The sequence below is a fragment of the Cupriavidus sp. TMH.W2 genome, assembly GCF_050847365.1.
GTDB lineage: Bacteria > Pseudomonadota > Gammaproteobacteria > Burkholderiales > Burkholderiaceae > Cupriavidus.
The window spans coordinates 614,797-636,169 of the sequence record NZ_CP193793.1; the positions used below are offsets into that span (position 1 = coordinate 614,797).

At 65.1% G+C, this 21,373-nt stretch carries 17 protein-coding genes and 1 pseudogene; 10 read left to right on the top strand and 8 right to left on the bottom strand.

Going from position 1 to position 21,373, the window contains the following annotated elements; genetic code table 11:
- Positions 1 to 32: 32 nt before the first annotated feature.
- The 5 genes and pseudogenes from ACREYQ_RS20405 to ACREYQ_RS20425 all read left to right on the top strand — a co-directional run.
- Positions 33 to 761 carry an SDR family oxidoreductase gene (locus tag ACREYQ_RS20405; RefSeq protein ID WP_432261990.1) on the top strand — a complete coding sequence of 243 codons (729 nt, stop codon included), beginning with the start codon at positions 33 to 35 and terminating at the stop codon, positions 759 to 761.
- A gap of 104 nt (positions 762 to 865) precedes the next feature.
- On the top strand, positions 866 to 2,062 hold the full coding sequence (locus ACREYQ_RS20410) for an acyl-CoA dehydrogenase family protein (protein WP_432261991.1): 1,197 nt from the start codon (positions 866 to 868) through the stop codon (positions 2,060 to 2,062).
- Positions 2,063 to 2,071: 9 nt separating this feature from the next.
- The gene (locus ACREYQ_RS20415; protein WP_432261992.1) at positions 2,072 to 3,202 is read left to right on the top strand and encodes an acyl-CoA dehydrogenase family protein; all 1,131 of its coding nucleotides are present in this window, start codon (positions 2,072 to 2,074) and stop codon (positions 3,200 to 3,202) included.
- Between the two features lie 31 nt (positions 3,203 to 3,233).
- Complete coding sequence (locus tag ACREYQ_RS20420; protein ID WP_432261993.1) at positions 3,234 to 4,223, top strand: tripartite tricarboxylate transporter substrate binding protein; 990 nt, start codon at positions 3,234 to 3,236, stop codon at positions 4,221 to 4,223.
- A 294-nt stretch (positions 4,224 to 4,517) separates the two neighbouring features.
- Positions 4,518 to 4,831: pseudogene (locus tag ACREYQ_RS20425) on the top strand (RtcB family protein); the annotation flags it as partial.
- A 15-nt stretch (positions 4,832 to 4,846) separates the two neighbouring features.
- On the opposite strand, the gene ACREYQ_RS20430 reads toward ACREYQ_RS20425, so the two are convergent.
- Together ACREYQ_RS20430 and ACREYQ_RS20435 are read right to left on the bottom strand one after the other, a co-directional pair.
- Positions 4,847 to 5,635, bottom strand: a complete 789-nt coding sequence (locus ACREYQ_RS20430) for a tetratricopeptide repeat protein (protein ID WP_432261994.1) — start codon at positions 5,633 to 5,635, stop codon at positions 4,847 to 4,849.
- A gap of 42 nt (positions 5,636 to 5,677) precedes the next feature.
- Positions 5,678 to 7,954, bottom strand: coding sequence for a TonB-dependent receptor (locus tag ACREYQ_RS20435; protein ID WP_432261995.1), 2,277 nt, complete (start codon positions 7,952 to 7,954; stop codon positions 5,678 to 5,680).
- Positions 7,955 to 8,259: 305 nt separating this feature from the next.
- Here ACREYQ_RS20435 and ACREYQ_RS20440 point away from each other — a divergent pair, with 305 nt between their 5' ends.
- The 4 genes from ACREYQ_RS20440 to ACREYQ_RS20455 all read left to right on the top strand — a co-directional run bounded on the left by ACREYQ_RS20440 (position 8,260) and on the right by ACREYQ_RS20455 (position 14,585).
- A complete protein-coding gene (locus ACREYQ_RS20440) occupies positions 8,260 to 8,769 on the top strand; it encodes a sigma-70 family RNA polymerase sigma factor (protein ID WP_432261996.1) in 510 nt (169 codons plus the stop codon).
- Between the two features lie 87 nt (positions 8,770 to 8,856).
- On the top strand, positions 8,857 to 9,807 hold the full coding sequence (locus tag ACREYQ_RS20445) for a FecR domain-containing protein (RefSeq protein ID WP_432261997.1): 951 nt from the start codon (positions 8,857 to 8,859) through the stop codon (positions 9,805 to 9,807).
- A 106-nt stretch (positions 9,808 to 9,913) separates the two neighbouring features.
- Positions 9,914 to 12,133, top strand: a complete 2,220-nt coding sequence (locus ACREYQ_RS20450; protein ID WP_432261998.1) for a TonB-dependent receptor — start codon at positions 9,914 to 9,916, stop codon at positions 12,131 to 12,133.
- Between the two features lie 100 nt (positions 12,134 to 12,233).
- On the top strand, positions 12,234 to 14,585 hold the full coding sequence (locus tag ACREYQ_RS20455; protein WP_432261999.1) for a TonB-dependent siderophore receptor: 2,352 nt from the start codon (positions 12,234 to 12,236) through the stop codon (positions 14,583 to 14,585).
- 83 nt (positions 14,586 to 14,668) lie between these two features.
- Here ACREYQ_RS20455 and ACREYQ_RS20460 read toward each other — a convergent pair whose 3' ends face one another.
- Entirely contained in the window at positions 14,669 to 15,661 is a 993-nt protein-coding gene (locus ACREYQ_RS20460; RefSeq protein WP_432262000.1) for a tripartite tricarboxylate transporter substrate binding protein, read from the bottom strand.
- Between the two features lie 43 nt (positions 15,662 to 15,704).
- On the bottom strand, positions 15,705 to 17,510 hold the full coding sequence (phnN, locus tag ACREYQ_RS20465) for a phosphonate metabolism protein/1,5-bisphosphokinase (PRPP-forming) PhnN (protein WP_432262001.1): 1,806 nt from the start codon (positions 17,508 to 17,510) through the stop codon (positions 15,705 to 15,707).
- 352 nt (positions 17,511 to 17,862) lie between these two features.
- Here phnN and ACREYQ_RS20470 point away from each other — a divergent pair, with 352 nt between their 5' ends.
- Complete coding sequence (locus ACREYQ_RS20470; RefSeq protein WP_432262612.1) at positions 17,863 to 18,408, top strand: MarR family winged helix-turn-helix transcriptional regulator; 546 nt, start codon at positions 17,863 to 17,865, stop codon at positions 18,406 to 18,408.
- A 100-nt stretch (positions 18,409 to 18,508) separates the two neighbouring features.
- Here ACREYQ_RS20470 and nadC read toward each other — a convergent pair whose 3' ends face one another.
- The 4 genes from nadC to fliP all read right to left on the bottom strand — a co-directional run bounded on the left by nadC (position 18,509) and on the right by fliP (position 21,369).
- Positions 18,509 to 19,342 carry a carboxylating nicotinate-nucleotide diphosphorylase gene (gene nadC, locus ACREYQ_RS20475; RefSeq protein WP_432262002.1) on the bottom strand — a complete coding sequence of 278 codons (834 nt, stop codon included), beginning with the start codon at positions 19,340 to 19,342 and terminating at the stop codon, positions 18,509 to 18,511.
- Between the two features lie 122 nt (positions 19,343 to 19,464).
- Positions 19,465 to 20,250 (bottom strand): flagellar biosynthetic protein FliR, encoded by a 786-nt coding sequence (gene fliR / locus ACREYQ_RS20480; RefSeq protein WP_432262003.1) that lies wholly within the window; start codon positions 20,248 to 20,250, stop codon positions 19,465 to 19,467.
- A 60-nt stretch (positions 20,251 to 20,310) separates the two neighbouring features.
- Complete coding sequence (gene fliQ / locus ACREYQ_RS20485; RefSeq protein ID WP_078199399.1) at positions 20,311 to 20,580, bottom strand: flagellar biosynthesis protein FliQ; 270 nt, start codon at positions 20,578 to 20,580, stop codon at positions 20,311 to 20,313.
- A gap of 42 nt (positions 20,581 to 20,622) precedes the next feature.
- Complete coding sequence (gene fliP / locus ACREYQ_RS20490; protein ID WP_432262613.1) at positions 20,623 to 21,369, bottom strand: flagellar type III secretion system pore protein FliP; 747 nt, start codon at positions 21,367 to 21,369, stop codon at positions 20,623 to 20,625.
- Between the last annotated feature and the right edge of the window lie 4 nt (positions 21,370 to 21,373).

A 21,373-nucleotide genomic window follows, 5' to 3' on the forward strand; every position in this document is an offset into this window, starting at 1 on the left:
TTTGATTTTGAATTCGATACAAGGAGACAAGAATGAGCGACAAGAAGGCGATCGTCGTCATTGGCGCAGGGGATTCCACTGGCGGCGCGATCGCGCGACGCTTCGCGCGCGAGGGCTACATAGCCTGCGTGACGCGCCGAAACGTGGAGAAGCTCGCGCCGTTGGTCGACCAGATCCGCGCGGATGGCGGCGAGGCGCATGCCTTCGGATCCGACGCGCGGGAAGAGGAGCAGATGACGGCCCTGTTCGAAGAGATCGAAAAGAACATCGCTCCCGTGGAAGTGGCCGTTTTCAACATTGGCGCCAACGTCAGGTTTGACATCCTTGAAACGACCGCGCGTGTCTACTTCAAGGTTTGGGAGATGGCCTGCTTCGGCGGCTTCCTGATGGGGCGAGAGGCGGCACGTGTGATGCTGCCGCGCCAGCGCGGATCCATCTTCTTCACCGGCGCGACGGCCAGTGTGCGCGGACGTGCCGGCTTCGCTGCATTCTCCGGCGCAAAGCATGGACTGCGAGCCTTGGCCCAATCGATGGGACGCGAGCTCGGGCCCAAGGGCATTCACGTCGCACACCCCATTGTCGATGGCGCGATCGACACCGAGTTCATCCGTGAAACTTTTCCTGAGCGATATGCCTTGAAGGACCGGGACGGCATCCTGAATCCCGACCACATCGCGGATATGTACTGGATGTTGCATCAGCAACCGCGGGATGCCTGGACCCACGAGCTCGATCTGCGTCCTTGGATGGAAGCCTGGTGAGCAGGCACACCGTGCGTTTTCGCGGGGCAGCCTCGTCCCGCGAAAGATAGCGTCATTCCCGCCGTCGCCCGGCCCAGCGGTGTCGCAGTCCAGTGGAATCCAACATGCAACTCACTTTTAGCGCAGCGGACGAGCAGTTCCGCGATGAAGTGCGCATATTCCTGCGCAACAATCTACCCAAAGATATCCAGCAGAAGGTTATGGAAAACCGTCCTCTTGGCAAAGAGGACATCGTCCGGTGGACGAAGATTCTTGCTGACCGAGGCTGGAGTGCGCCCAACTGGCCTGTCGAGCACGGCGGCACAGGTTGGAATCCTGTTCAAAGCTACATCTTCACCGAAGAATGCGCGTTGGCCGGAGCCCCGGAGCCCATTGCGTTCGGCGTGCGGATGGTGGCGCCTGTTCTGATTGCCTTTGGCAGCGACGAGCAAAAGCAGCGATATCTGCCGCGGATCCGCAGCGGCGACGATTGGTGGTGTCAGGGCTATTCGGAACCCGGCGCGGGATCGGATCTCGCCAGCCTGTCCACGGCAGCACGGCTGGATGGCAACGCGTTCATCGTCAAGGGGCAAAAGATCTGGACGACCTACGCGCAACACGCCGACATGATGTTCTGTCTGGTGCGAACCGATCCGGAGGCGAAAAAGCAGCGAGGTATCTCCTTCCTGCTTATCGACATGAAGTCGCCAGGGATCACGGTTCGACCGATCATCACCCTTGACGGCAAGCACGAAGTCAACGAGGTGTTCTTCGACGACGTCCGCGTGCCGGCGGAAAATCTGGTCGGCGGCCTGCATCAAGGATGGGACTGCGCGAAGTACCTGCTGCGGCACGAGCGTTTTTCCACCTCCATGATTGGCCACATCCGACGCAATCTTCGATTGCTTCTGGAGACGGTGAAGTCCAGGCAAGGAACAAGCGGGCCGCTCAGCGAAGATCTGACGTTCTGCGAGCGCGTCGCGCGCATCTCCATCGAAGTGGATGCGCTCGAGTACACGCTATTGCGAGCGATTTCAGACGCGGATCGCGGCGGCGACGTTGGCACCAAGGCCTCCCTGTTCAAGATCCGCAGTTGTCAATTGGCGCAGCAGGTCAGCGAGCTCCACCTGGACGCGTTGGGCACCGATGCACTGGCATATCCACCGGAAGGAAAGAATCTCGGCTGGCAGAGCGGCGGGCTGCTGCCCGATGAGGCACCGGCTCAGGTCGCCAACTATCTCAATTTGCGAAAGCTCACCATCTACGGCGGCTCGGAGGAAATCCAGAAGAACATCCTCGCCAAAGCAGAGCTGGAACTGTAGGACGACGACATGGACTTCACGATCTCTGACGACCAGCAGATGCTGATCGACGCCGTCGAGCGATACCTCGAGCGGCAATACAAATTCGGCGAGCGGGTCGCCCATCGCGTGCGCTCCGACGCGCATTGGTCAGATTTTGCGGAACTGGGTCTGCTCGCACTCCCTTTTCCAGAGGCATACGGCGGCGGTGGCGGCGGCCATATCGAACTCGCACTCGTCATGCAGGCGTTCGGCAAGGCGAACGTTACCGAACCCTATGTGGGCGCCATCGCGGTAGCCGGCGCCTTGGTGAAAGTCGCAGCATCCGCTGCGCAGATGGACATGTTGATTCCCGGCATGGCCGACGGCAGTCGGATTATCGTGGCCGCGATCGAAGAACCCCAGGCCAGGGCGGAGCTCTGGCGTATTCAGACCACGTACTCCGTCACCGACGATGGCTTCGTCATCTCGGGAGCGAAATCCGGCGTGCTCAGCGGTCGCGCGGACTGTCTCCTAGTGCTCGCCCGGCTCGCAGGCGGCTCGGTTCACTGCGATAACTTCAGGCTATTTGTGGTTCCGACCGCGGCCGAAGGCGTTTATCACATTTCCTATCCTGCGGTCGATGGATCCGAAGTGTCCGAGTACCGCTTCGATCGCGTCCAAGTTGGCCAGGGTGCACAACTTGGCAACGGCACCAAGGTGCTTGCGGATGTGGAGTTCGCCTTGGATGTCGGGCGCATCGCCGTCTGCGCGGAGGCCGTAGGCATCATGGAGGCCGTTGTACTGGCCACGACGGAGTACACCAAACAACGTCGCCAGTTCGGTGCTTCGCTGGCGAGCTTCCAGGCGCTCCAGCACAAGATGGTCGACATGCTTGTCCATACCGAACAGGCCAAGTCGTCGCTCTACCGGGCACTCGCACATATCGACGACGCTTCGCAGCGTGGCGGTGCGTGTGCCGCAGCGAAAGCAATGATCGGCACAAGTGCCCGGTTCGTGGGGCAGCAGGCCGTCCAAATCCACGGTGGCATGGGGATGAGCGAAGAAATGCGCGTGTCGCACTACTTCAGGCGCTTGACCGCGATCGATCAGACTTTCGGCAATGCCAGCGAACATTTACGACGCCTGGCGATGAGCATCTCGGCTCAGGCGCGGAGCTAAAAATACAAAAGACTTAGAGAAGGAGGCAACTATGAATCGACGTGATTTTGGACGCCTGAGCGTCATTGGTCTGACCAGCACCCTGGGATGTTCGTTGGCGTCGCGCGCAATCGCGCAGGACGGTCAGGAGAAGTTTCCGGATCGCCCCATCCGCGTTCTGCTGGGCTTCCCGCCAGGGGGTTCGACGGACACCCCAATGCGCGTACTGACCGCGAATGCTTCCAAGATTCTCGGGCAGCCGCTGGTCATTGAGACCAAGCCCGGTGCCGCAGGCGTGCTGCCCGCTCAGATCCTGCAGTCGACAAAACCTGACGGCTATACGCTCGCGGTCATTCCCCAAGGCGTCTTCCGACTTCCCTATACGACGGACATTAGCTGGAATCCCGCGGACCTCAGCTTCATTATCGGCGTGACGGGCTATGTATTCGGCATCGTGGTGCCGGCGAGCTCACCGATCAAAAGCATGAGCGACTACATCGCCTATGCCAAAGCGCATCCCGGAGAGCTGACCTACAGCACGCCTGGTTCGGTGACCACGAACCACCTGACGATGGAGCAGATCTCGCGCGTCGCAGGGATCAAGCTGACCCATGTGCCATACAAGGGAACAGGCGAATCTCTGCAGGCGCTTCTGGGCGGCCATGTCATGTCGGCTGCGGAGACTGCGGGCTGGCAACCCTATGTCGAGAGCGGAAAGATGCGCCTGCTGGCAGTGTGGGGCGAAAAACGCATGCCGCGATTTCCGAATGTCCCCACATTGAAGGAGTGCGGGATCAACATCGTTCAGTCGTCCCCATGGGGCATCGCCGCACCGAAAGGCACGCCGAGCGCCATCATTGCGAAGTTGCATGCCGCATTCAAGCAGGCGATGGAAGAGAAGAACTTCCGCGACGCACTCGCTCAGTACGATATGGAACCCATGTATATGAGCCCGGAGCAGTACCGGCGGTTTGCGATATCCGCGATGGCAAGAGAGAAGGCGACTCTCGAACAGATCGGGTACAAGAAGAACAGTGGCTGATGCCAACCGAGCTGTAGGCCGGCGAGGGCGATGTATGATTTGCCTTCGTCGGCAGACTCGGACACAAAAATACTATGGCTACTTCGGAACCGCGTTGTGCCGTGGCGCGGGCCATGAGCGTCATTGGAGAAAGGTGGGCCATCCTTATCCTGCGCGAAGCGTTCTATGCGGAAGTGCGGCCGCCGGACGTAGGTTTCGCGGGCGGCATTGACGGCAATCAGCGCGCCGCCGCAACTGATGCACTCGCAGTCGCACCGGGCTCCGCGGTGATTTTCGTCGAGCTCGAGGATGTAGCGCGTGGGCGAGCTGGGCATCATCCCGGGTTCGATGGGCGCGCGCTCTTTCATCGTGCGCGGCAAGGGCAACCCGGAGTCGTTCTGCTCATGCAGCCACGGCGCGGGGCGCACCATGAGCCGCAGCGAGGCCAAGCGCCGCTTCACCGTGGCCGACCAGGTGCATGCGACCGAAGGCGTGGAATGCCGCAAGGACGCCGCCGTGATTGACGAGATCCCGATGGCCTACAAGGACATCGACGCGGTGATGGCTGCGCAGGCGGACCTGGTGGAATCGTGCACACGTTGCGGCAGGTGGTGTGCGTGAAGGGGTGATTGCGCTGCACGGACTCACGTTTGCGCCGCATTGGCGGCACGAGCGGCACAATCCGAGGATTGCACGACGCCGTACAGGCGCCGCAGTTCAGGCTGAGGCGCCTGGCGCAGGTATTCGAGCATCTTCTTGATGAAGGCGGGGGTGGCGATGTCCGGTACGCGCGCGATCCAGGCCGCCGCGCCCGCATGGTTTCCAGCCAGCGCCAGCACCCGGGCGTAGTTGAACTGCCCGCGGAAATCCCCGGCTTCAGCGGCGCGGCGGTAATAGCCGGCCGCGATGCGGGCATCGGCCGGGACTTCCCAGCCGTCTTCGTAGAATCCGCCCACGATATTCAGCGATTTGGCGTGTCCCAGATCCGCCGCCTTGCGGAACCAGGCAAACGCCGCAGGCCGGTCAGGCGCCAGGCCTCGGCCCAGCGCCAGCGAGGTGGCCAGGTTGTACATGCCCCAGTCCGATCCTCGCTCTGCCGCCACCGTGTACCAGTGGGCGGCGGCGGTCGCGCCGGCAGCGGTGCCCCAGCCGTTCTCATAGCAGCGCCCCACCAGGTTGGCCGCGCCTGCGTGGCCGGCATGCGCGGCATGCTTGAACCATGCAAAGGCCCGCGCCTCATCCCGGGCGACGCCGCGTCCTTCCAGAAACCACTGTCCAAGCAGCGTCTGCGCCGCGAGTGAGCCGCCGGCGGCAGCGGCGCCAAGCCAGGCCAGCGCGGCCTGGGGCGGCCCGGCAAGTTTGTCGCGCAGGCCGGCGGGGCCAAGGTGATCGAGTTCACCCCGGGAGACGACAGGGAAGGGAAGCAGGTCCATGGGATCACGCGGCGGGCGGCCCGTGCGGGCCGCCGCGATCCGTCAGTAGCGGACGTTCAGGTTGAGCATGGCCCAGCGACCCGGGGCGATGGTCGCGTAGTGCGTCGGGTAAGCCTGGCTGTAATACGTCTTGTTGAACAGGTTCTGCACGTTCAGCTGCAGCGTCAGGGCCTTGTTGATCTTGTACGAGGCCATCGCGTCAAAGCGCCAGTAGGCCGGGACCCACTTGTTGTTGGCTTGGCTGCCCCAGACCTTCGACACATAGTAGGCGCCGCCGCCGACCGTGAAGTTGGGGAACAGGCGATAGGTGGACCACAGGCTGAAGCTGTCCTCCGGCGTGTTCGGGAACGCGGTGCCGTTGCTCAGGCCGAACGCCGCGCCAGCGCCGCCGGCGTTGCGCAGTTCGCTCTTCAGGTGCGTGTAGCCGCCGAACACCGCCCAGTCGTCGGTCACGTTGCCCGAGAAGCCGAGCTCGAAACCGTCGACGCGCTTGTTGCCGGCCATGGCGACGGTGCCATCCTGCAGCGTAATGCGTGCATTGGTGGTCTCGATGCGGAAGATCGCGGCCGTCAGCGCCAGGCGCTTGCGCAGGACATCCCACTTGGTACCCAGTTCGAAGGCCCGGTTCTTTTCCGGGGCGAGTTGCGAGCCGGTGGTCAGCGGGTTGCTGTCGCTGCCTTGCGACAGGAAGGCCCCTGCCGGCGTCGACGACGTGCCGTACGACACATAGACGCTCGCGTTATCGGCGGGCTTGTAGACCACGCCGAACTGGTAGTTGAGGAGATTGTCGTCGCGCGAGTAACTGGTGCGAACGTTGGTGCCGGCGGCACGCGTCGACAGGAACTCCGTGGCGTAGCGGTCGAGGCGCAGGCCGGCGTTCACGATCCATTGCTTGCCCAGTTCCATGGAGTCGAACACATAGGCCGATGTGGTGTTCGTCTGCGAGTAGCTCGGATTGTTGGTGCGCGCGATGGAACCCGCCCACGGATCACCGGGGTTTGGATTGTAGAGGGTCGTGCAGTTGTAGCCGCCTGCCGCGCCAGGGCCCGCCGGGCAGCGATTGCTGCCGGTGGCGACGGTGTAGGTGTCGTTGTCGCTGGTCTCTCGCGAGAACTCGATGCCGGTGGCGTACTTGTGCCTGACCGGGCCGGTCACGAACTCGCCCGACAGGTCGGTCTGGTTCGACAGCGTCCTGGCGGTGCTGATGCGCGTATTGGCGCGGCGCCAGATCATGTCGTAGTAGAGATTGCCCTGGCTGTCGTCCGGCTGGGTGTAGATGAAGTCCTGCGACGTGCGCGACATGCGCGTCTGGTTGCGGAACCTGAGTGCGTCGCTGAAATCGTGCTCGAAGCGGATGGTGCCCATGTCCGCCGCGTCCTTGCGGAAGTCGCGGTCGACGAGGCCGTAGTACGTGTTGCGCGGTACGTTCACCGGCGAGCCGTCACCCGCCGTGCGCGTCCTTGGACGGCCGTCGGTGCGGGCATTGAAGGTGGGGTTGTTGTACGGAATGCCGACATCGGGGATGTCGTCCGTCTGCATGTGGTAGTACGACATCGTCAGGCGCGTGGGCGTGCCCAGCCCGAACGTGACCGTGGGCGCCACACCCCAGCGGTTCTGGTGGGTCGCGTCGCGGCCCGCGACGTCGGAGTCGTGGTACATCGCATTCAGGCGGAAGGCCGCGTGTTCGGCGAACTGCCAGTTGCCGTCGACGGTAGCCCGCTTGTAATCGGCGTTGCCCACGCCCACATTGCCTTCGGCAAAGTTGCCGAGCTTCGCCGACTTGCTGGTGAGGTTGATGCTGCCACCCGCCGAGCCACGGCCATCGTAGGCCCCGGCGGGGCCCTTGGTCACCTCGACCGATTCAATATTGAAGACTTCGCGGCTTTGCGAGCCGATGTCGCGAAAGCCGTCGAGGAACGTGCTCGCCTGGGCGTCGTAGCCACGGATGAACGGCCGGTCGCCGACCGGGTTGCCACCTTCGCCGGCGCCGAAAGCGATGCCTGGCACCGTGCGCAGCACATCGGTAAGGGTGGTCGAGCCCGTGCTCTGAATCACTTCCTGGGGAATGACCGTAATCGAGCGCGGCGTATCGAGCAGCGCCTCCGGGTTCTTGATCGACGATGAGTTGTCGACCTTGAACTCGCTCGCGCCCGAGACCGTAACAGTCGGGAGTTCGACCGTGCCCGGCGGCGTCTGGGCGGCCGTCTGGGAGGCCGCCTGGGCCGTTGCGGGCGCCGCGGCGACAGCCACGCCAAGTGCGCCAGTCAGGTGCGGCAACAAACGCACGCCCTTGGTGATTGCGAGCACGGTTTCGCTCATGGGTAGGCCTTTATGTAAATGATGTAACGAATGAGAAAGATTATCATTTGTATTACGGAAGGTTCCACTTGTTTTTACTGCAAGACATTGCAGAGCGTTACACGCACACGAAAATGTCGTATAGATCTCATCATGCGGGCCTTGGCGTCGGTTGCTTCACACCGTCATCAGGTTGGCGGGCGGCCCACTTCCAATCAGAAGCGGAAGCTTGCGGCCACTACCAGACTCGTCTTAAAATAGTAATAATTCTCATTTGCATGGTGCGCACATCGTTGGAGGTGCGGAAATGAACAGGGGTTTCGCAGGTGGGCGCCGCCGACACCACAATCAATCAGCAACTTCATGTCCTCTATTGCAACCATCACCGGTGGTTGCAGGGATGGCTGCGCCGCCAGCTTGGCAATGCCTGCGATGCTGCCGATCTCGCCCAGGACGTGTTCCTGCGCCTGTTGCGGCGTGAGCCCTGCGATATCCGCGAGCCGCGCACCTACCTGAGCACCATTGCGCGTGGATTGGTCATCGAGCACTGGCGCCGTCGCGAACTGGAACTGGCCTGGCTGGAGACGCTGGCCCAGTTGCCCGAAGCGCAAGCGCCGTCGCCTGAGAGCCGGCTCCAGTTCCTCGAGACGCTGATCGCGATCGACCGCATCCTCGATGCGCTGAAGCCGCAGGTGCGCACCGCATTCCTGTGGGCGCAACTGGAAGGGCTGACTTGCCGGCAGATCGGCGAGCGCCTGGGTGTGTCGCTGGCCACGGCGGAACGCTACGTGGCCACCGCGCTGCGCCATTGCTACACGCTGCGCTTTGGCGAGTAAGCGCCGGTGACCGATCCTGGCAGGCCTGCACAGACGCAGCCTGATCCCTCTGTTCCGTCCGATGTCGTCGACCAGGCCATCCGCTGGATGGTCAAGCTCGACTTTGGCGAAGGGGATGCCGCGGCGCGGAAAGCCTTCGCACAATGGCTGGCCGCCAGTCCGCTGCATGGCTTGGCCTGGCAACGCTTGAAGGGCTTGCAGGACGATTTCAGCCGGATGCCGCCGGTGCTTGCGCTCGATACGCTGAAGGCCGTGGGTGAGCGTCGTGGCACGCGCGGCATCCGGCGGCGCCAGGCACTCAAGCTACTCTCGCTGGCCGGTGTTTCGGTACTGGCTGCCGGCGCCGCGCGCGAGTTGGCGCCGTGGCAGCGCCTGCTGGCCGACGCCAGCACCGCCACCGGAGAACAGCGCACGGTGCGGCTCAATGACGGCAGCACGATCCTGCTGAACACCGACACCGCAATCAGCACCGCCTTCGATGCCGCGCGTCGGGTCGTGACGCTGCGGCGTGGGGAGATCCTGGTTGCCACCGGACACGATACGCCCGCTGCCACCACCGGCGCCGCAACGCGGCCGTTCTGGGTTGAAACGCCATTTGGCCGACTACGTGCCCTGGGGACGCGCTTTGTGGTGCGGATCGAGGACGGGCGCGCGCGCGTCAGCGTGCTTGAAGGAGCGGTCGCCCTGCACCCCGCCAACGGCCGGGTCGCCGACGACACCGTGAAGGTGGCGCGAGCCGGCACGAGCTGGTGGCTCGCGGCCGACGGCAGCGCACCGGCGCCGGCCCGGCCCTTCACCGACGATGGCTGGGCCGATGGCGTGATCGCCGGCAACGACATGCGGCTGGCGGACCTGCTGGCCGAGCTGTCGCGCTACCGCAGCGGGCGCATCGCCTGCGATCCGGCCGTGGCGGACCTGCGCGTGTCCGGTGCATACCAGGTGCGAGACACCGATCGGGCCCTGGCATTCCTTGCTCAGGCGCAGCCCGTCAGTATTCGCTACCGCACGCGCTTCTGGGTCAGCGTGGGACCGCGCTGAACGACGATGCCTGGCGTGCGAGAAATATTTGCAGAAGATATGAGGGGATTTCGATTCTCGACCGGCCTACAGCATAGGAAACCAACACCTGTCGCTGCCGGAGAGAATGATGTCTGTATCTTGTTTTGCCCACGCCCGCCCTGCCAAGTCGCCTCGCCTGGCCCGCACGCCGCGGCCCAGGCCGCTGGCCGTCGCGCTGCACCATGCCTGCGTCTGCCTGACCTTCGGAGCGGCCGTGGCACCGTTTGAAGCCCTGGCGCAGGCCGCCGATCCACAAACGCTGCCGGCCGTGACCGTCAGCGCCAGCGCTGACGGTGCCGGCGAGCTGCCCGCCGCGTACGCGGGCGGCCAGGTGGCGCGCGGCGGCCGGCTCGGGTTGCTTGGCAACAAGGGGGTGATGGACACCCCGTTCGCGACGACCAATTACACCGCGCAGCGCATGGAAGACCAGCAAGCCGTGACCCTGGCGGAAGTGCTGGGGAGCGACCCGTCCGCGCGCTTCACCGGCCAGATTGGTGGCGTGACGGATTCGTTCTTCATTCGCGGCTTCCCGATCAACGAGGGCAACCTGTCCGAGGTGGCCTTCGACGGCGTCTACGGGGTGTCGCCCAACTATCACCTGTTCACCGAATACCTGGAACGTGTCGAGGTGCTCAAGGGCCCGGCTGCGTTGCTGTATGGCATGTCCCCCAACAGCGGCGTGGGCGGTGTCGTCAACGTGGTGCCCAAGCGCGCGCTGGCCACGGACCTGACGCGCTTTACGCTCGACTACGCCTCCGACGCGCAGGTGGGCGGCGCCGTCGACCTGAGCCGGCGCTTCGGCGAGAAGCGCGAATGGGGGGTGCGCTTCAACGGGCTGCACCGCCAGGGCCCGACCCCGCTGGATCACCAGAAGTCGCGCGCTGAAGTGGCCGCCTTGTCGCTGGATTATCAGGGCCAGCGCCTGCGCGCCTCGCTCGACGTGATCGAGCAATATCAGTGGATCGATGCGCCTACGCGTCCGCTCCTTGTCGCCGCCGGCGTGGCCGTGCCGGCGGCACCGGATGGCCGGCGCAATGTCTCGCAGCCATGGGGTTGGTGGAAGTCCAACGACGTCTCGACGCTGCTGCGCGCCGAGTACGATCTCACCGACAACATCACCTTCTTTGCCGATGCCGGGGGCACGCGCTCGGACGTGGCGCGCTTCTCCGACCAGACCCCCACCATCCTGAATGCCAGCGGCGACACCTCGGCCGTGCCGCAGAACTGGAAGTTCCAGATCAATCGTTCTTCGCTCGATACCGGTGTGCGAGCCAGGTTCGAGACCGGTCCCGTCAGGCATGCGCTGGCGCTGCAGGCCAACCAGTACATGGACCGCTTCGCGAGCGCCAGCAGGGCGGGCACGGCGGTGAGGTCGAACATCTATGACCCGGTCGCCAGCCCCGTGCAGAGCGTGGCAGCACCCGGCTCAGTACCCAAGGTGTCGGACTCCACGCTGTCCGGCGTGTCGCTGGCCGACACACTGAGCGCATTCGACGAGCGCCTGCAACTGACGCTGGGCCTGCGCTATCAGCAGGTGAAGTCCGGCAACTACAGCAGCAACGGCGTCAAGACGGCTTCGTATGATGAAAGTGCTGTCACGCCGCTGGCCGGCATCGTGTACAAGCCCTGGCAGCATGTGTCCCTGTATGCCAACTACGTGGAAGGCCTGAGCAAGGGCGACATCGCGCCGGCCACTGCATCGAACGCGGGTGAGGTGTTCGCGCCGTACAAGACGAAGCAGCAAGAGGTGGGCGTGAAGCTTGATGCCGGCAAGGTCATGGCCACGCTGGCGGTGTTCCGCATGACCAAGCCCAGCGGACAGCTGTTCGGCACGGTCTATGCGATCGACAGCGAGCAGCGCAACCAGGGCATCGAGCTCACGTTGTCCGGGGAAGCGTACCAGGGGGTGCGCCTGCTCGGTGGCGTGACCTTGCTGGACGGCGAGCTGACCAGGACCAACAGTGCCGCGACCCTCGGCAACCGTCCGGTGGGCGTGCCCAAGGTGATGGCCAACGCGGGTGCCGAGTGGGACCTGCCGTGGGTGCCAGGCCTGACACTGACCGGTGCGGTGAACTACACCGGCAACGCCTACGTCAACCAGGCCAATACCCAGCATGTGCCGTCGTGGACCACGGTGGACCTGGGCGCGCGCTACCGGACCAGGGTCAGCGGTCATGCGACCACTCTCAGCGCGGCGCTGATCAACGCCTTCGATCGCAAGTACTGGTCGGGGGTGGCATCGTACGGCACCATTTCGCAGGGCGCCCCGCGCACCTTCATGGCGTCCATGGCGGTGGATTTCTGAGCGGAGCGGCGTGAGGAAACGGCAGTCGCAACGGTCTCCGGCCACGGTATGGAGCACGCGATGCGCTTCGGCTGCCGCGGCTGTGTTGCTTGCCGTCCTGATGCTGGGGACCGTCCCGCTGGCGGCGCTGGCGCAAGCCAAGGGCAGTGCCGCCGGCATGCGCACCTTCGCCATTGCGCCCGGTCCGCTCACGGTCACGTTGAACCGCTTTGCCGGCGCCGCCGGCATCAATCTCTCCTACGATGCCGCGCAACTGGCCGGCCTGCGCAGCGAGGGGTTGCTCGGCAGCTATGCGGTGCCCGAGGGCTTTCGCGTGTTGCTGGCTGGCACCGGCCTGGAGGCGGTGCCAATGGACGGCGGCGGCTATGCCGTGCGCCGCGCCGCGGTGCAAACTGAACGCGCGCCGGCAACGCTGCCCGAAGTGCGCGTCATCGGCAAGCATGACAGCGAGCCGCCGCTGCTGGCCGGTGGACAGGTCACGCAAGGCGTGCGCCTGGGTTTGCTTGGCAACACCGACAACATGGATGCGCCCGTCAACGCCGTCGGATACAGCGCCGGCTTCATCGAGAACCGGCAGGCACGCACCGTTGGCGATGTGCTGGCCAACGACGCATCGGTGCGCTATGTCAGCCAGCCCGGGGGCATCCTGGATGCGTTCAGCATCCGTGGCTTTCCGGTGGGCAACGGCAATTTCGGCGAGATCGCGTTCGATGGCATCTATGGCGTGGCGTCCAACTATCGCGTTTCCACCAGTTATGTGGAGCGCGTGGAACTGATCAAGGGCCCCGCGGCGGTGCTGACCGGCATGGCGCCCGGCGGCAGCGTGGGCGGCGGCATCAATATCGTGCCCAAGCGCGCGGGCGCTGTCGACGTGACGCGCTTCACGGCCGACTACGCGGCGGCTTCGCAGTTCGGGGGCAGCGTGGATATCAGCCGCCGCCTGGGCAGTGCAAGCCAGTTCGGCATCCGCTTCAATGGCAGCTATCTGGGTGGCGGCACCGCGCTCGACAACCAGTCCCGCCGCGCTACCTCGGGCGCGCTCGCGCTGGACTACCAGGGCCAGCGCGTGCGCGCCACGCTGGACGTGATCGACCAGCGCGAACGGATCCCGGCGCCATCGCGGTTGCTGCATATCGTGCCGGGCATGGCAGTGCCCGAGGCGCCGGATGGCCGCCGCAACATCTCGCAGCCGTGGGAGCAATCACGCATCCGCGATGGCTCGCAGCTGCTGCGCGCGGAGTATGACCTTGCCGACGGCGTGACCTGGTTCGCCGATGCCGGTGGCGGGCAGACGCACGTGGCGCGGCTGTTTGCCATCACGCCCACCATCATCGATGCCGCGGGCGATGTGGCGGTAGCCGACTCCAACTATCGTTTCCACGTGGCGCGTGTCAGCGCCGACACTGGCGTGCGTGCGCGCTTCCAGACCGGGCCGGTGAGCCACCAGCTCAGCGTCGTGGCCAGCGGCTACCAGGACAAGCTCGGACGCGCGTACAACACTGCCAGCACGCCCGCGCTGACCAACCTTTATGCGCCCGCGACGCTGCCATTCCAGGATGTGCCGGCGCCATCGGGCGTGCCGACGGTATCGAAGACATGGCTCACCGGCGTGGCGTTGGCCGATACGCTCTCGGTGCTTGACCGCCGTCTGCAACTGACGCTTGGCCTGCGCCACCAGCGCGTGCAGTCGGACAATTTCCATGCTGACGGCGGACTGGCGTCGCGCTACGACCAGGGCGCGTGGACAACGCTGGCGGGGCTGGTGGTCAGGCCCTGGCAACAGGTATCGCTCTACGCCAATCGCATCGAGGGCCTCAGCAAGGGCGATATCGCGCCGGGCAGTGCCAGCAATGCCGGCGAAGTGTTTGCCCCGTACAAGTCGCGGCAATACGAGGTAGGGGCCAGGTTCGACCAAGGCGGCATGCGCGCCACCGTCAGCGCATTCCAGATCAGCAAGCCGGCCGGAGAACTTGCCGGCCCGGTGTTTGCCGTCAACGGCGAGCAGCGCAGCCGGGGTCTCGAGTTCGGGTTGTACGGCGAACCCGCCAGCAATGTGCGCTTGCTGGCGAGCGCCGCACTGCTCGACGCAATCATCACCCGCGACACAGACGCCGGGACGTTGGGAAGATCCGTCATCGGCGCCCCGTCGCTGCAGGTGAACCTTGGCGCGGAATGGGACGCCGCGTGGCTGCCCGGCCTGACCCTGAGCGGCGCGCTTGCCTACACCGGGCGCCAGTATGTTGACCGGGCCAATACCCAGAGCCTGCCAGCCTGGACGCGCGTGGACCTGGGTGCGCGCTTCCGGACCACGATGGCCGGGAACGATGCGACCCTTCGCCTCTACCTGCGCAATGTATTCGACCGCCGCTATTGGGCAGCGGTGGACAGCTACGGCGGCCTGGCCATTGCCGAGCCGCGCACGTTGATGATGTCGGCGACGGTCTGCTTCTGACCCGGCCCGATGGGCCGATAGCCGCGATGTGATACCGGTAGTCGGGGATCCGCCTGCTGTCGCCCGGCCGGTGCCCCAGATGGTCAGTCCACGAGCAGGTTGACCTTCGTCGCGAATTTCTGCCAGCGATCGATGTCGGAGCTCACCAGCTTCTGGAAATCGGCCGGGGTGCTCGTGGTCGTGGCAAAGCCGAGCTGTGTCAGCGATGCCTTGATCTCGGGTTTGGCGATGGCCCTGGCGATCTCCGCGTTCAGCTTCTGCACGATCTCGGGCGGCGTATGTGCCGGGGCCAGGATGCCGAACCACTGGTCGACGTCATAGCCGGTTACGCCAAGCTCGCTCACCGTGGGCACGTCGGGCAGGAACGGCGAGCGTGCCTTCGAGGTGACGGCCAGCGCGCGCAGCTTGTTGCTTTTCAGGTAGGGGATGGTGTTGGTCAGTGTGTTGACGCTGACATCGGCCTGGTTGCCAAGCACGTCGGCGATGGCGGGGGCGCAACCCTTGTACGGCACATGCAGCATCTCCATCTTTGCCGAGACCTTCAGCAGTTCGCCGGCCAGATGCTGCGGGGTGCCGTTGCCGCAAGACGCATAGCTGGGGGGGGAGGCGCTCTTGCCCGCCGCCAGCAGGTCGCTGAGGGTGCGGATCTTCGATTGCGATGGCACGGCAATCACCGACGGCACCGAGGCGAAGGTGATCACGGCGCTGAAATCGGACTTGGGATTGAACTGCAGCTTCTTGAAGACGCTCGGGTTGATGGCAAAGCTGCTGTTGACGATGAGCAGCGTATAGCCGTCGGCTGGGCTCTTGGCGACGAACTCGGCGCCGATATTGCCGCTCGCGCCGGGCCGGTTGTCGACGACCACCGGCTGCCCCAGCGACTTGCTGAGGTCATTCCCGATCAGGCGCGCAAGAGAATCGGTCCCCCCTCCGGCCGGGAACGTCACTACCACGCGGATCGGCTTTTGCGGGAAGGTACTGGCGATATTGGCTTCGGCGCGCCCGGGCAGGGTGCCCAGGCTGCCTGCGACAAACAGGAGCGATGCCAGACTGCTGACGACGGATGGGGGTCTCATGGATATGCCTCGTCGGTTAGGGTGAGGGAAGGGGAAAGGCCGGTCAATCGGGGTCTATACGCACGGCGTCGCAACACTCGCCGCCAGCACGCACCAGTGCCGCAGCCGCCTCAAGCGCTTCGGCGGAGCCGGCGTGGATGCGGTAGAGGGGTTGCCCTGGCGCTACCTCTGCACCAATCGCGCACAGCATGTCGACGCCTGCACCGGCATCGCGCGGCGCCCCGGCGGCGCGCGCCACGCCGGCAATCTGCAGGCCATCGACAGCTGTCACCCGGCCCTGCGTGGCGGCAGGCACGACCTGCGTATGCGTACCCGGCGCCACTGGATCGGGGCGTATGCCCTGTGCGGCGGCGATGCGATCGAACGCGGCCTTGGCCTTGCCTTCCTTCAGCAGCCCAGCCGCAATTTGCATGCCGTGTTCGGGCGAGCCCACCCGGGGATCGAAAGCGATGATCTCGCCGGCAAAGCGCAGGGCTTTTTCACGCAGGTCGGCGGGCGCATCGTGCGCGTTGTCGAGCACGAGACGGACGTCGCGCACCTCCAGTGCGGGCCCGATGCCGCGGCCGATCGGGAGGCTGCCGTCCGTGACCAGCGCGCGTACGTGCAGGCCCAGTCCCTTGCCGACGCGTTCGAACAGCGCGCCCAGCGCCTCGGCGTCGGCGCGCGTTGCCAGCTTGGTTTGCGGCCCGTAGGGCAGGTCGACAATGACGTGGGTAGCGCCGGCGGTGTATTTCTTCGACAGGATCGAAGCCACCGACCAGCGCCGCGAATCCAGCCGCAGCGGCCGCGTGATGGCGTTCATCACATCGTCGATCACGGAATGGTTCAGCCGCCCGTTCCACGCAATGCAGGCGCGCGCCTGGGCCACGCAGCGGCGCACGTCCTCGTGCGCCAGGTCGACCCGTGCGATGGTCTCCATGGCATCGGCGGTGCCGGCGGCAGAAGTGATTGCGCGCGACGATGTCTTGGGCATGGCCAGCCCGTAGGCCGCGACGATCGGCACCACGACCAGCGTGATGCGGCTGCCGGGAACGCCACCCATCGAATGCTTGTCGACGACAACGGGCTCGTCCCAGTCGATGCGAGGCGTGAAGGCGGTACGCGCGCGTGCCAGTGCCACCACTTCCTCGTCAGTCAGCGTGCGGGTTGCGGCAACGAGAAACTCGGTCAGCTCCGCCTCGGTGTAGCGTCCGGCGATGGCGTCCTGCAGCACGGCAACGTAGGCAGCTTCGTCGAGCGGCTCGCCGCGCAGCTTGGCCATCAGGTTGTTGCGGCTGGCCGGCTGTTCGGCGGCGGTTGCCCTGGTGCCGTTGCGCAAGGCTTCGACAAAGCGCGCCGTGCCGGCCTCCAGCGTGCTGTCGTTCGAGACCGTGATACACGGCACGTGTGGCGGCACCGGAGCCCCCGCGCGCGCCACGCGGCTGGCGACCTGGTCGCCCGATTCCCGCCCGCGCGCGGCAATGCGCCGGGCAAGCACGCCGTGCGGTGCCGTCACCAGGACCACCACGAAGCGCGGCAGGCGGGCCGCAAGTTCCGCGATGACGCCGCGCGAGCCATTGGCGACGACGTTGCGGCCGCGTTCGAGCTCGTGCATCAGGGACGCAGGCAATCCATAGCGCAGGCCGTGCGCGTCCCAGGTCACCAGGAATTCTCCGCTTCGCTGGCGCCGCGCGAACTCGGTCTCCGATACCCCCTCATGCGCTTCGCCGGCGGACCCGCCAGGACGCGTGATGACGCGCCGCGCAAAGACGTAGTCGTCATCGAGCGCGGCCCGTGCACCGTCGATCAGCGAGTCCTTGCCAGCGCCACTGGGCCCCACAACAAAAAAGAATGTGCCACTCGCCGCCATGGAAATTACCTTAGATGTCGAAGTTATGTGGTTATGCTAGCACCGGTCCGGGGGGTGTCAAGATAAGTTCGATGTCTAAGGTAATGCAAGCAATGGGCCAGCGCCCGCAAATCAAGCGTGTACGCGGGATTCGCGGATTTCTAGGGGAAAACACGGGGGCAGGGTGCGCAGCGACGGTGCCCCATGCATGGGTTGAGGGCAACGTGCACTGATGGAGTGAGCGCTACATGGAGATGCCTTGGCCATCAGGCGTGGTGTCCGCGTGCGAGTGCCGGAGGCGCTATCATGTGCGCTGTCGCCGGCACCGCGCTCGTTCGGCGCCGCATGCATACGTTCACTTTCCCTCATGACCATGGCCACAAGAAAGCCGGATGCTCCGGTCCCGATCACGCCCGCGGATGAAGCCGATGAAGAGCGGCTTGCCCACCTGGTGAAGGATGCCGCCCGTGCCTATATCCGGGCGCTCCAGCTGCGCCTGGCGGAACATTCGGTTTCGTATGGCCACTGGACCATCCTGCGCATCCTGTGGCGCCATGACGGCCTGTCGCAGCGGGAGCTGAGCGAACGGGCCGGCGTGACCGAGCCGACGACGTTTGCGGCAGTCAAGGCGCTGGAGGCGCTGGGCTACGTGGAGCGCACCCATCTTCCCGGCAACAAGAAGAAGGTGCATGTGTTCCTGAGCAAGACCGGACGCGCGCTGCGCCGCAAGCTTGAGCCGCTGGCTACCGAGGTCAATGAACTCAGCGTGCAAGGGCTGAGCGAGGAAGATGTGCTGACCACCCGCCGCGTGCTGATCACGATCGCGAAGCGGCTGGTCGCCGACGAAGCCGCTTCGGCGGAGCATGGCCGGCGCGTTCCGTCTACGCAGGAGGTGGGGCGGCTGCTCTCGGACCTGTAGGCAGCCCGCCAATGAAAAGACCCTCGCCGGGCGAGACCGGCAAGGGTGAATGCCTTGGGTAGAAGGCGTGAATCGGACAGGGGGCTGGGCCCCGCGGGTGTCAGGCTTCGTCGAGCCCGATATCGACGGCAGGGGCGGACTGGGTGATCTTGCTCGTGGAGATGTAGTCCACGCCTGTTTCCGCCACGGCCCGGATCGTCTCCAGGCGGATGCCGCCCGAGGCCTCGACCTTGGTCCGGCCATTGACGATCTGCACGGCTTCCTTCATGTCGGGCACCGACATATTGTCCAGCATGATCACGTCGACACCGGCTGCCAGTGCCTCGTGCACCTGTTCCAGCCGGTCGCATTCCACTTCCAGCTTGGTCAGCACGGGCAGCCTGCGACGCACGCGCGCCACGGCGGCGGCAATGCTGCCGCACACGGCGATGTGGTTGTCCTTGATCATCACGCCGTTGTCCAGGCTGAGCCGATGGTTCAGTCCGCCGCCGCAGGTCACCGCGTGCTTTTCCAGCGCGCGCAGGCCGGGCGTGGTCTTGCGGCTGTCGATCAGGCGCGCCCTGGTATGGGCGATGGCCTGGGCATACGTCGCCGTATGGTTGGCGATGCCGCACAGCCGCTGCATGATGTTCAGCGCGGTGCGCTCGGCGGTCAGGACACTGCGTGCATTGCCGCTCACGTTAAGCAGCACCGCGCCTTTTTCCACCTTGTTGCCGTCGGCGACGCGCACATCGACAGACAGCGTCGGGTCGTAGCGCGCGAAGATGCGTGCCGCCACATCGATGCCGGCGATGAGCATCGGCTCGCGGGCGTTCATGCAGAAGGTGCCGGTCTCTCCCGGTTCAATCATGGTCTGGACGGTCAAGTCGCAGATGCCGATGTCTTCGGTCAGCCAGAGATCGATCAGCTTGTCCGTGGCGAAAATGTCGTACATGAAGGGCTCCTGAACGGTGGTTGCGGTACCTATTAATCTTAGAGATCGAAGTACATGGCGTAATACTAGCCCTTCCATGCATCATGTCAAGGAATATTCGAGATCTAAGATATAGCGAGAGCCTACCGCGCGAACTGCCCCAGCATCGTCCCCACCGCCTCCAGCCCCGCCTCGATCATATGCTGCATGTAGACGCCCATCTGCGGCATCACCAGCATCAGCACCAGCAGCCCGCCCGACAGCGTGACCGGAAAGCCGACCGCAAAGATCGACAGTTGCGGCGAGGCGCGGTTCAGGATGCCCATCGCCAGGTTCAGCGTCAGCAGCGCGGCGATCATCGGCAGTGCCAGCAGCAGGCCGGACGAGAACACCATGCCGCCGGCGCGGGCCACGGCCATGGCGCCGCCGGCGGACAGCGGCGTGCCGCCGATAGGCAGGCCGTTGAAGCTGTCGACCAGCGTGCCCAGCATCAGCAGGTGGCCATCCAGCGCCAGGAACAGCAGCACCGCGATCAGGTTCAGGAAGCGCGACAGCACCATGGTCTGGCCGCCGGCGGCGCGGTCGAAGAAGGACGCGAAGGACAGGCCCATCTGCAGGCCGATGATCTCGCCGGCCTGCTGCACGGTGGCAAAGACCAGGCGCATGGCGAAGCCGGTGGCCAGGCCGATGCCGACTTCATTGAGGATGATGATCAGCCCGCCGAAGGAGTACACCGGCACTACCGGCGGCTGCGCGATGGTGGGCGAGACCACCATCGCGATCACGGCGGACAGGGCGATCTTGACGCGGCGCGGGATGGTGGATTCACCGAACAGCGGCGCGGTGCCGATCAGGGCCAGGATGCGGAAAAACGGCCACAGGAACGCCGCGAGCCAGCTGTAGAGCTGGGCTGAGGTGAACTCGATCACGGCGGGGAGTCAGCGGGCAGGGAGGGCGAGGGGGGACGACGAAGGCGAGCGCGGCTGGCGTCAGTGCGCCATCGCGGGAATGCTCTGGAACACCTCGCGCATATAGTCGACCATCGAATTGATCATCCACGGCCCGGCCAGCACCATGGTGGCGAACAGCGCGATCAGCTTGGGAATGAAGCTCAGCGTCATCTCGTTGATCTGCGTCGCGGCCTGGAACAGGCTGACCAGCAGGCCGGCGGCCAGCGCCACCAGCAGCAGCGGGGCAGCCAGCAGCAGGGTCATCTTCATCGCCTGGGTGGCGATGGTCATTACGGTCTCGGGTGTCATGGCTCGGACTTTGCGGTGGGTGGCGGGCGCTGGCTGGCCGCCTCAGTTCATGAAGCTCTGCGCCAGTGAACCCAGCAGCAACTGCCAGCCGTCGACCAGCACGAACAGCATCAGCTTGAACGGCAGCGAGATGGTGGCCGGCGGCACCATCATCATGCCCATCGCCATCAGCACGCTGGCGACGACCAGGTCGATGATCAGGAACGGGATGAAGATGGTAAAGCCGATCTGGAACGCGGTCTTCAGCTCGCTGGTGACGAAGGCCGGCACCAGGATGCTGAGCGGCACTTCCTCCGGGCCCTGCATCTCCGGCGCCTTGGCCATCTGGGCAAACATGGCCAGGTCCTTCTCGCGGGTCTGGCGCAGCATGAAGGCCTTGAGCGGCTCGACGGCCTTTGCCGCCGCGGCTTCCAGGCTGATCTTGTTTTCGGACAGCGGCTTGTAGGCGTCGTTGTAGACGCGGTCGAACACCGGTGCCATCACGAAGAAGGTCAGGAACAGCGACAGGCCCACCAGCACCTGGTTGGGTGGCGAGGAGGCCGTGCCCAGCGCGTTGCGCAGCAGGCCCAGCACGATGACGATGCGGGTGAAGCCGGTCATCATCAGCATTGCCGCCGGCAGGAACGACAGCGAGGTCAGCAGCACCAGCGTCTGCACCGGCAACGACCAGATCTGGCCGCCGCCCGGAGCGGGCTTGCTGATCACGCCGGGAAGCGCCTGGGCCCAGGCCGGTGCGGGCGCAAACGCCAGCGCGGCCATGGCCAGCATCAGCGCCAACAGGGACAACATCGGG

Excerpts from the sequence above, each read along its gene's own strand:
- ACREYQ_RS20450 (WP_432261998.1), top strand. The coding sequence starts at position 9,914 with ATGATGTCTGTATCTTGTTTTGCCCACGCCCGCCCTGCCAAGTCGCCT.
- fliP (WP_432262613.1), bottom strand. The coding sequence starts at position 21,369 with ATGTTGTCCCTGTTGGCGCTGATGCTGGCCATGGCCGCGCTGGCGTTT.
- ACREYQ_RS20410 (WP_432261991.1), top strand. The coding sequence starts at position 866 with ATGCAACTCACTTTTAGCGCAGCGGACGAGCAGTTCCGCGATGAAGTG.
- ACREYQ_RS20435 (WP_432261995.1), bottom strand. The coding sequence starts at position 7,954 with ATGAGCGAAACCGTGCTCGCAATCACCAAGGGCGTGCGTTTGTTGCCG.
- ACREYQ_RS20430 (WP_432261994.1), bottom strand. The coding sequence starts at position 5,635 with ATGGACCTGCTTCCCTTCCCTGTCGTCTCCCGGGGTGAACTCGATCAC.
- ACREYQ_RS20460 (WP_432262000.1), bottom strand. The coding sequence starts at position 15,661 with ATGAGACCCCCATCCGTCGTCAGCAGTCTGGCATCGCTCCTGTTTGTC.
- ACREYQ_RS20445 (WP_432261997.1), top strand. The coding sequence starts at position 8,857 with ATGGTCAAGCTCGACTTTGGCGAAGGGGATGCCGCGGCGCGGAAAGCC.
- fliQ (WP_078199399.1), bottom strand. The coding sequence starts at position 20,580 with ATGACACCCGAGACCGTAATGACCATCGCCACCCAGGCGATGAAGATG.
- ACREYQ_RS20470 (WP_432262612.1), top strand. The coding sequence starts at position 17,863 with ATGGCCACAAGAAAGCCGGATGCTCCGGTCCCGATCACGCCCGCGGAT.
- ACREYQ_RS20405 (WP_432261990.1), top strand. The coding sequence starts at position 33 with ATGAGCGACAAGAAGGCGATCGTCGTCATTGGCGCAGGGGATTCCACT.
- ACREYQ_RS20415 (WP_432261992.1), top strand. The coding sequence starts at position 2,072 with ATGGACTTCACGATCTCTGACGACCAGCAGATGCTGATCGACGCCGTC.
- nadC (WP_432262002.1), bottom strand. The coding sequence starts at position 19,342 with ATGTACGACATTTTCGCCACGGACAAGCTGATCGATCTCTGGCTGACC.
- ACREYQ_RS20420 (WP_432261993.1), top strand. The coding sequence starts at position 3,234 with ATGAATCGACGTGATTTTGGACGCCTGAGCGTCATTGGTCTGACCAGC.
- ACREYQ_RS20455 (WP_432261999.1), top strand. The coding sequence starts at position 12,234 with ATGCTGGGGACCGTCCCGCTGGCGGCGCTGGCGCAAGCCAAGGGCAGT.
- phnN (WP_432262001.1), bottom strand. The coding sequence starts at position 17,510 with ATGGCGGCGAGTGGCACATTCTTTTTTGTTGTGGGGCCCAGTGGCGCT.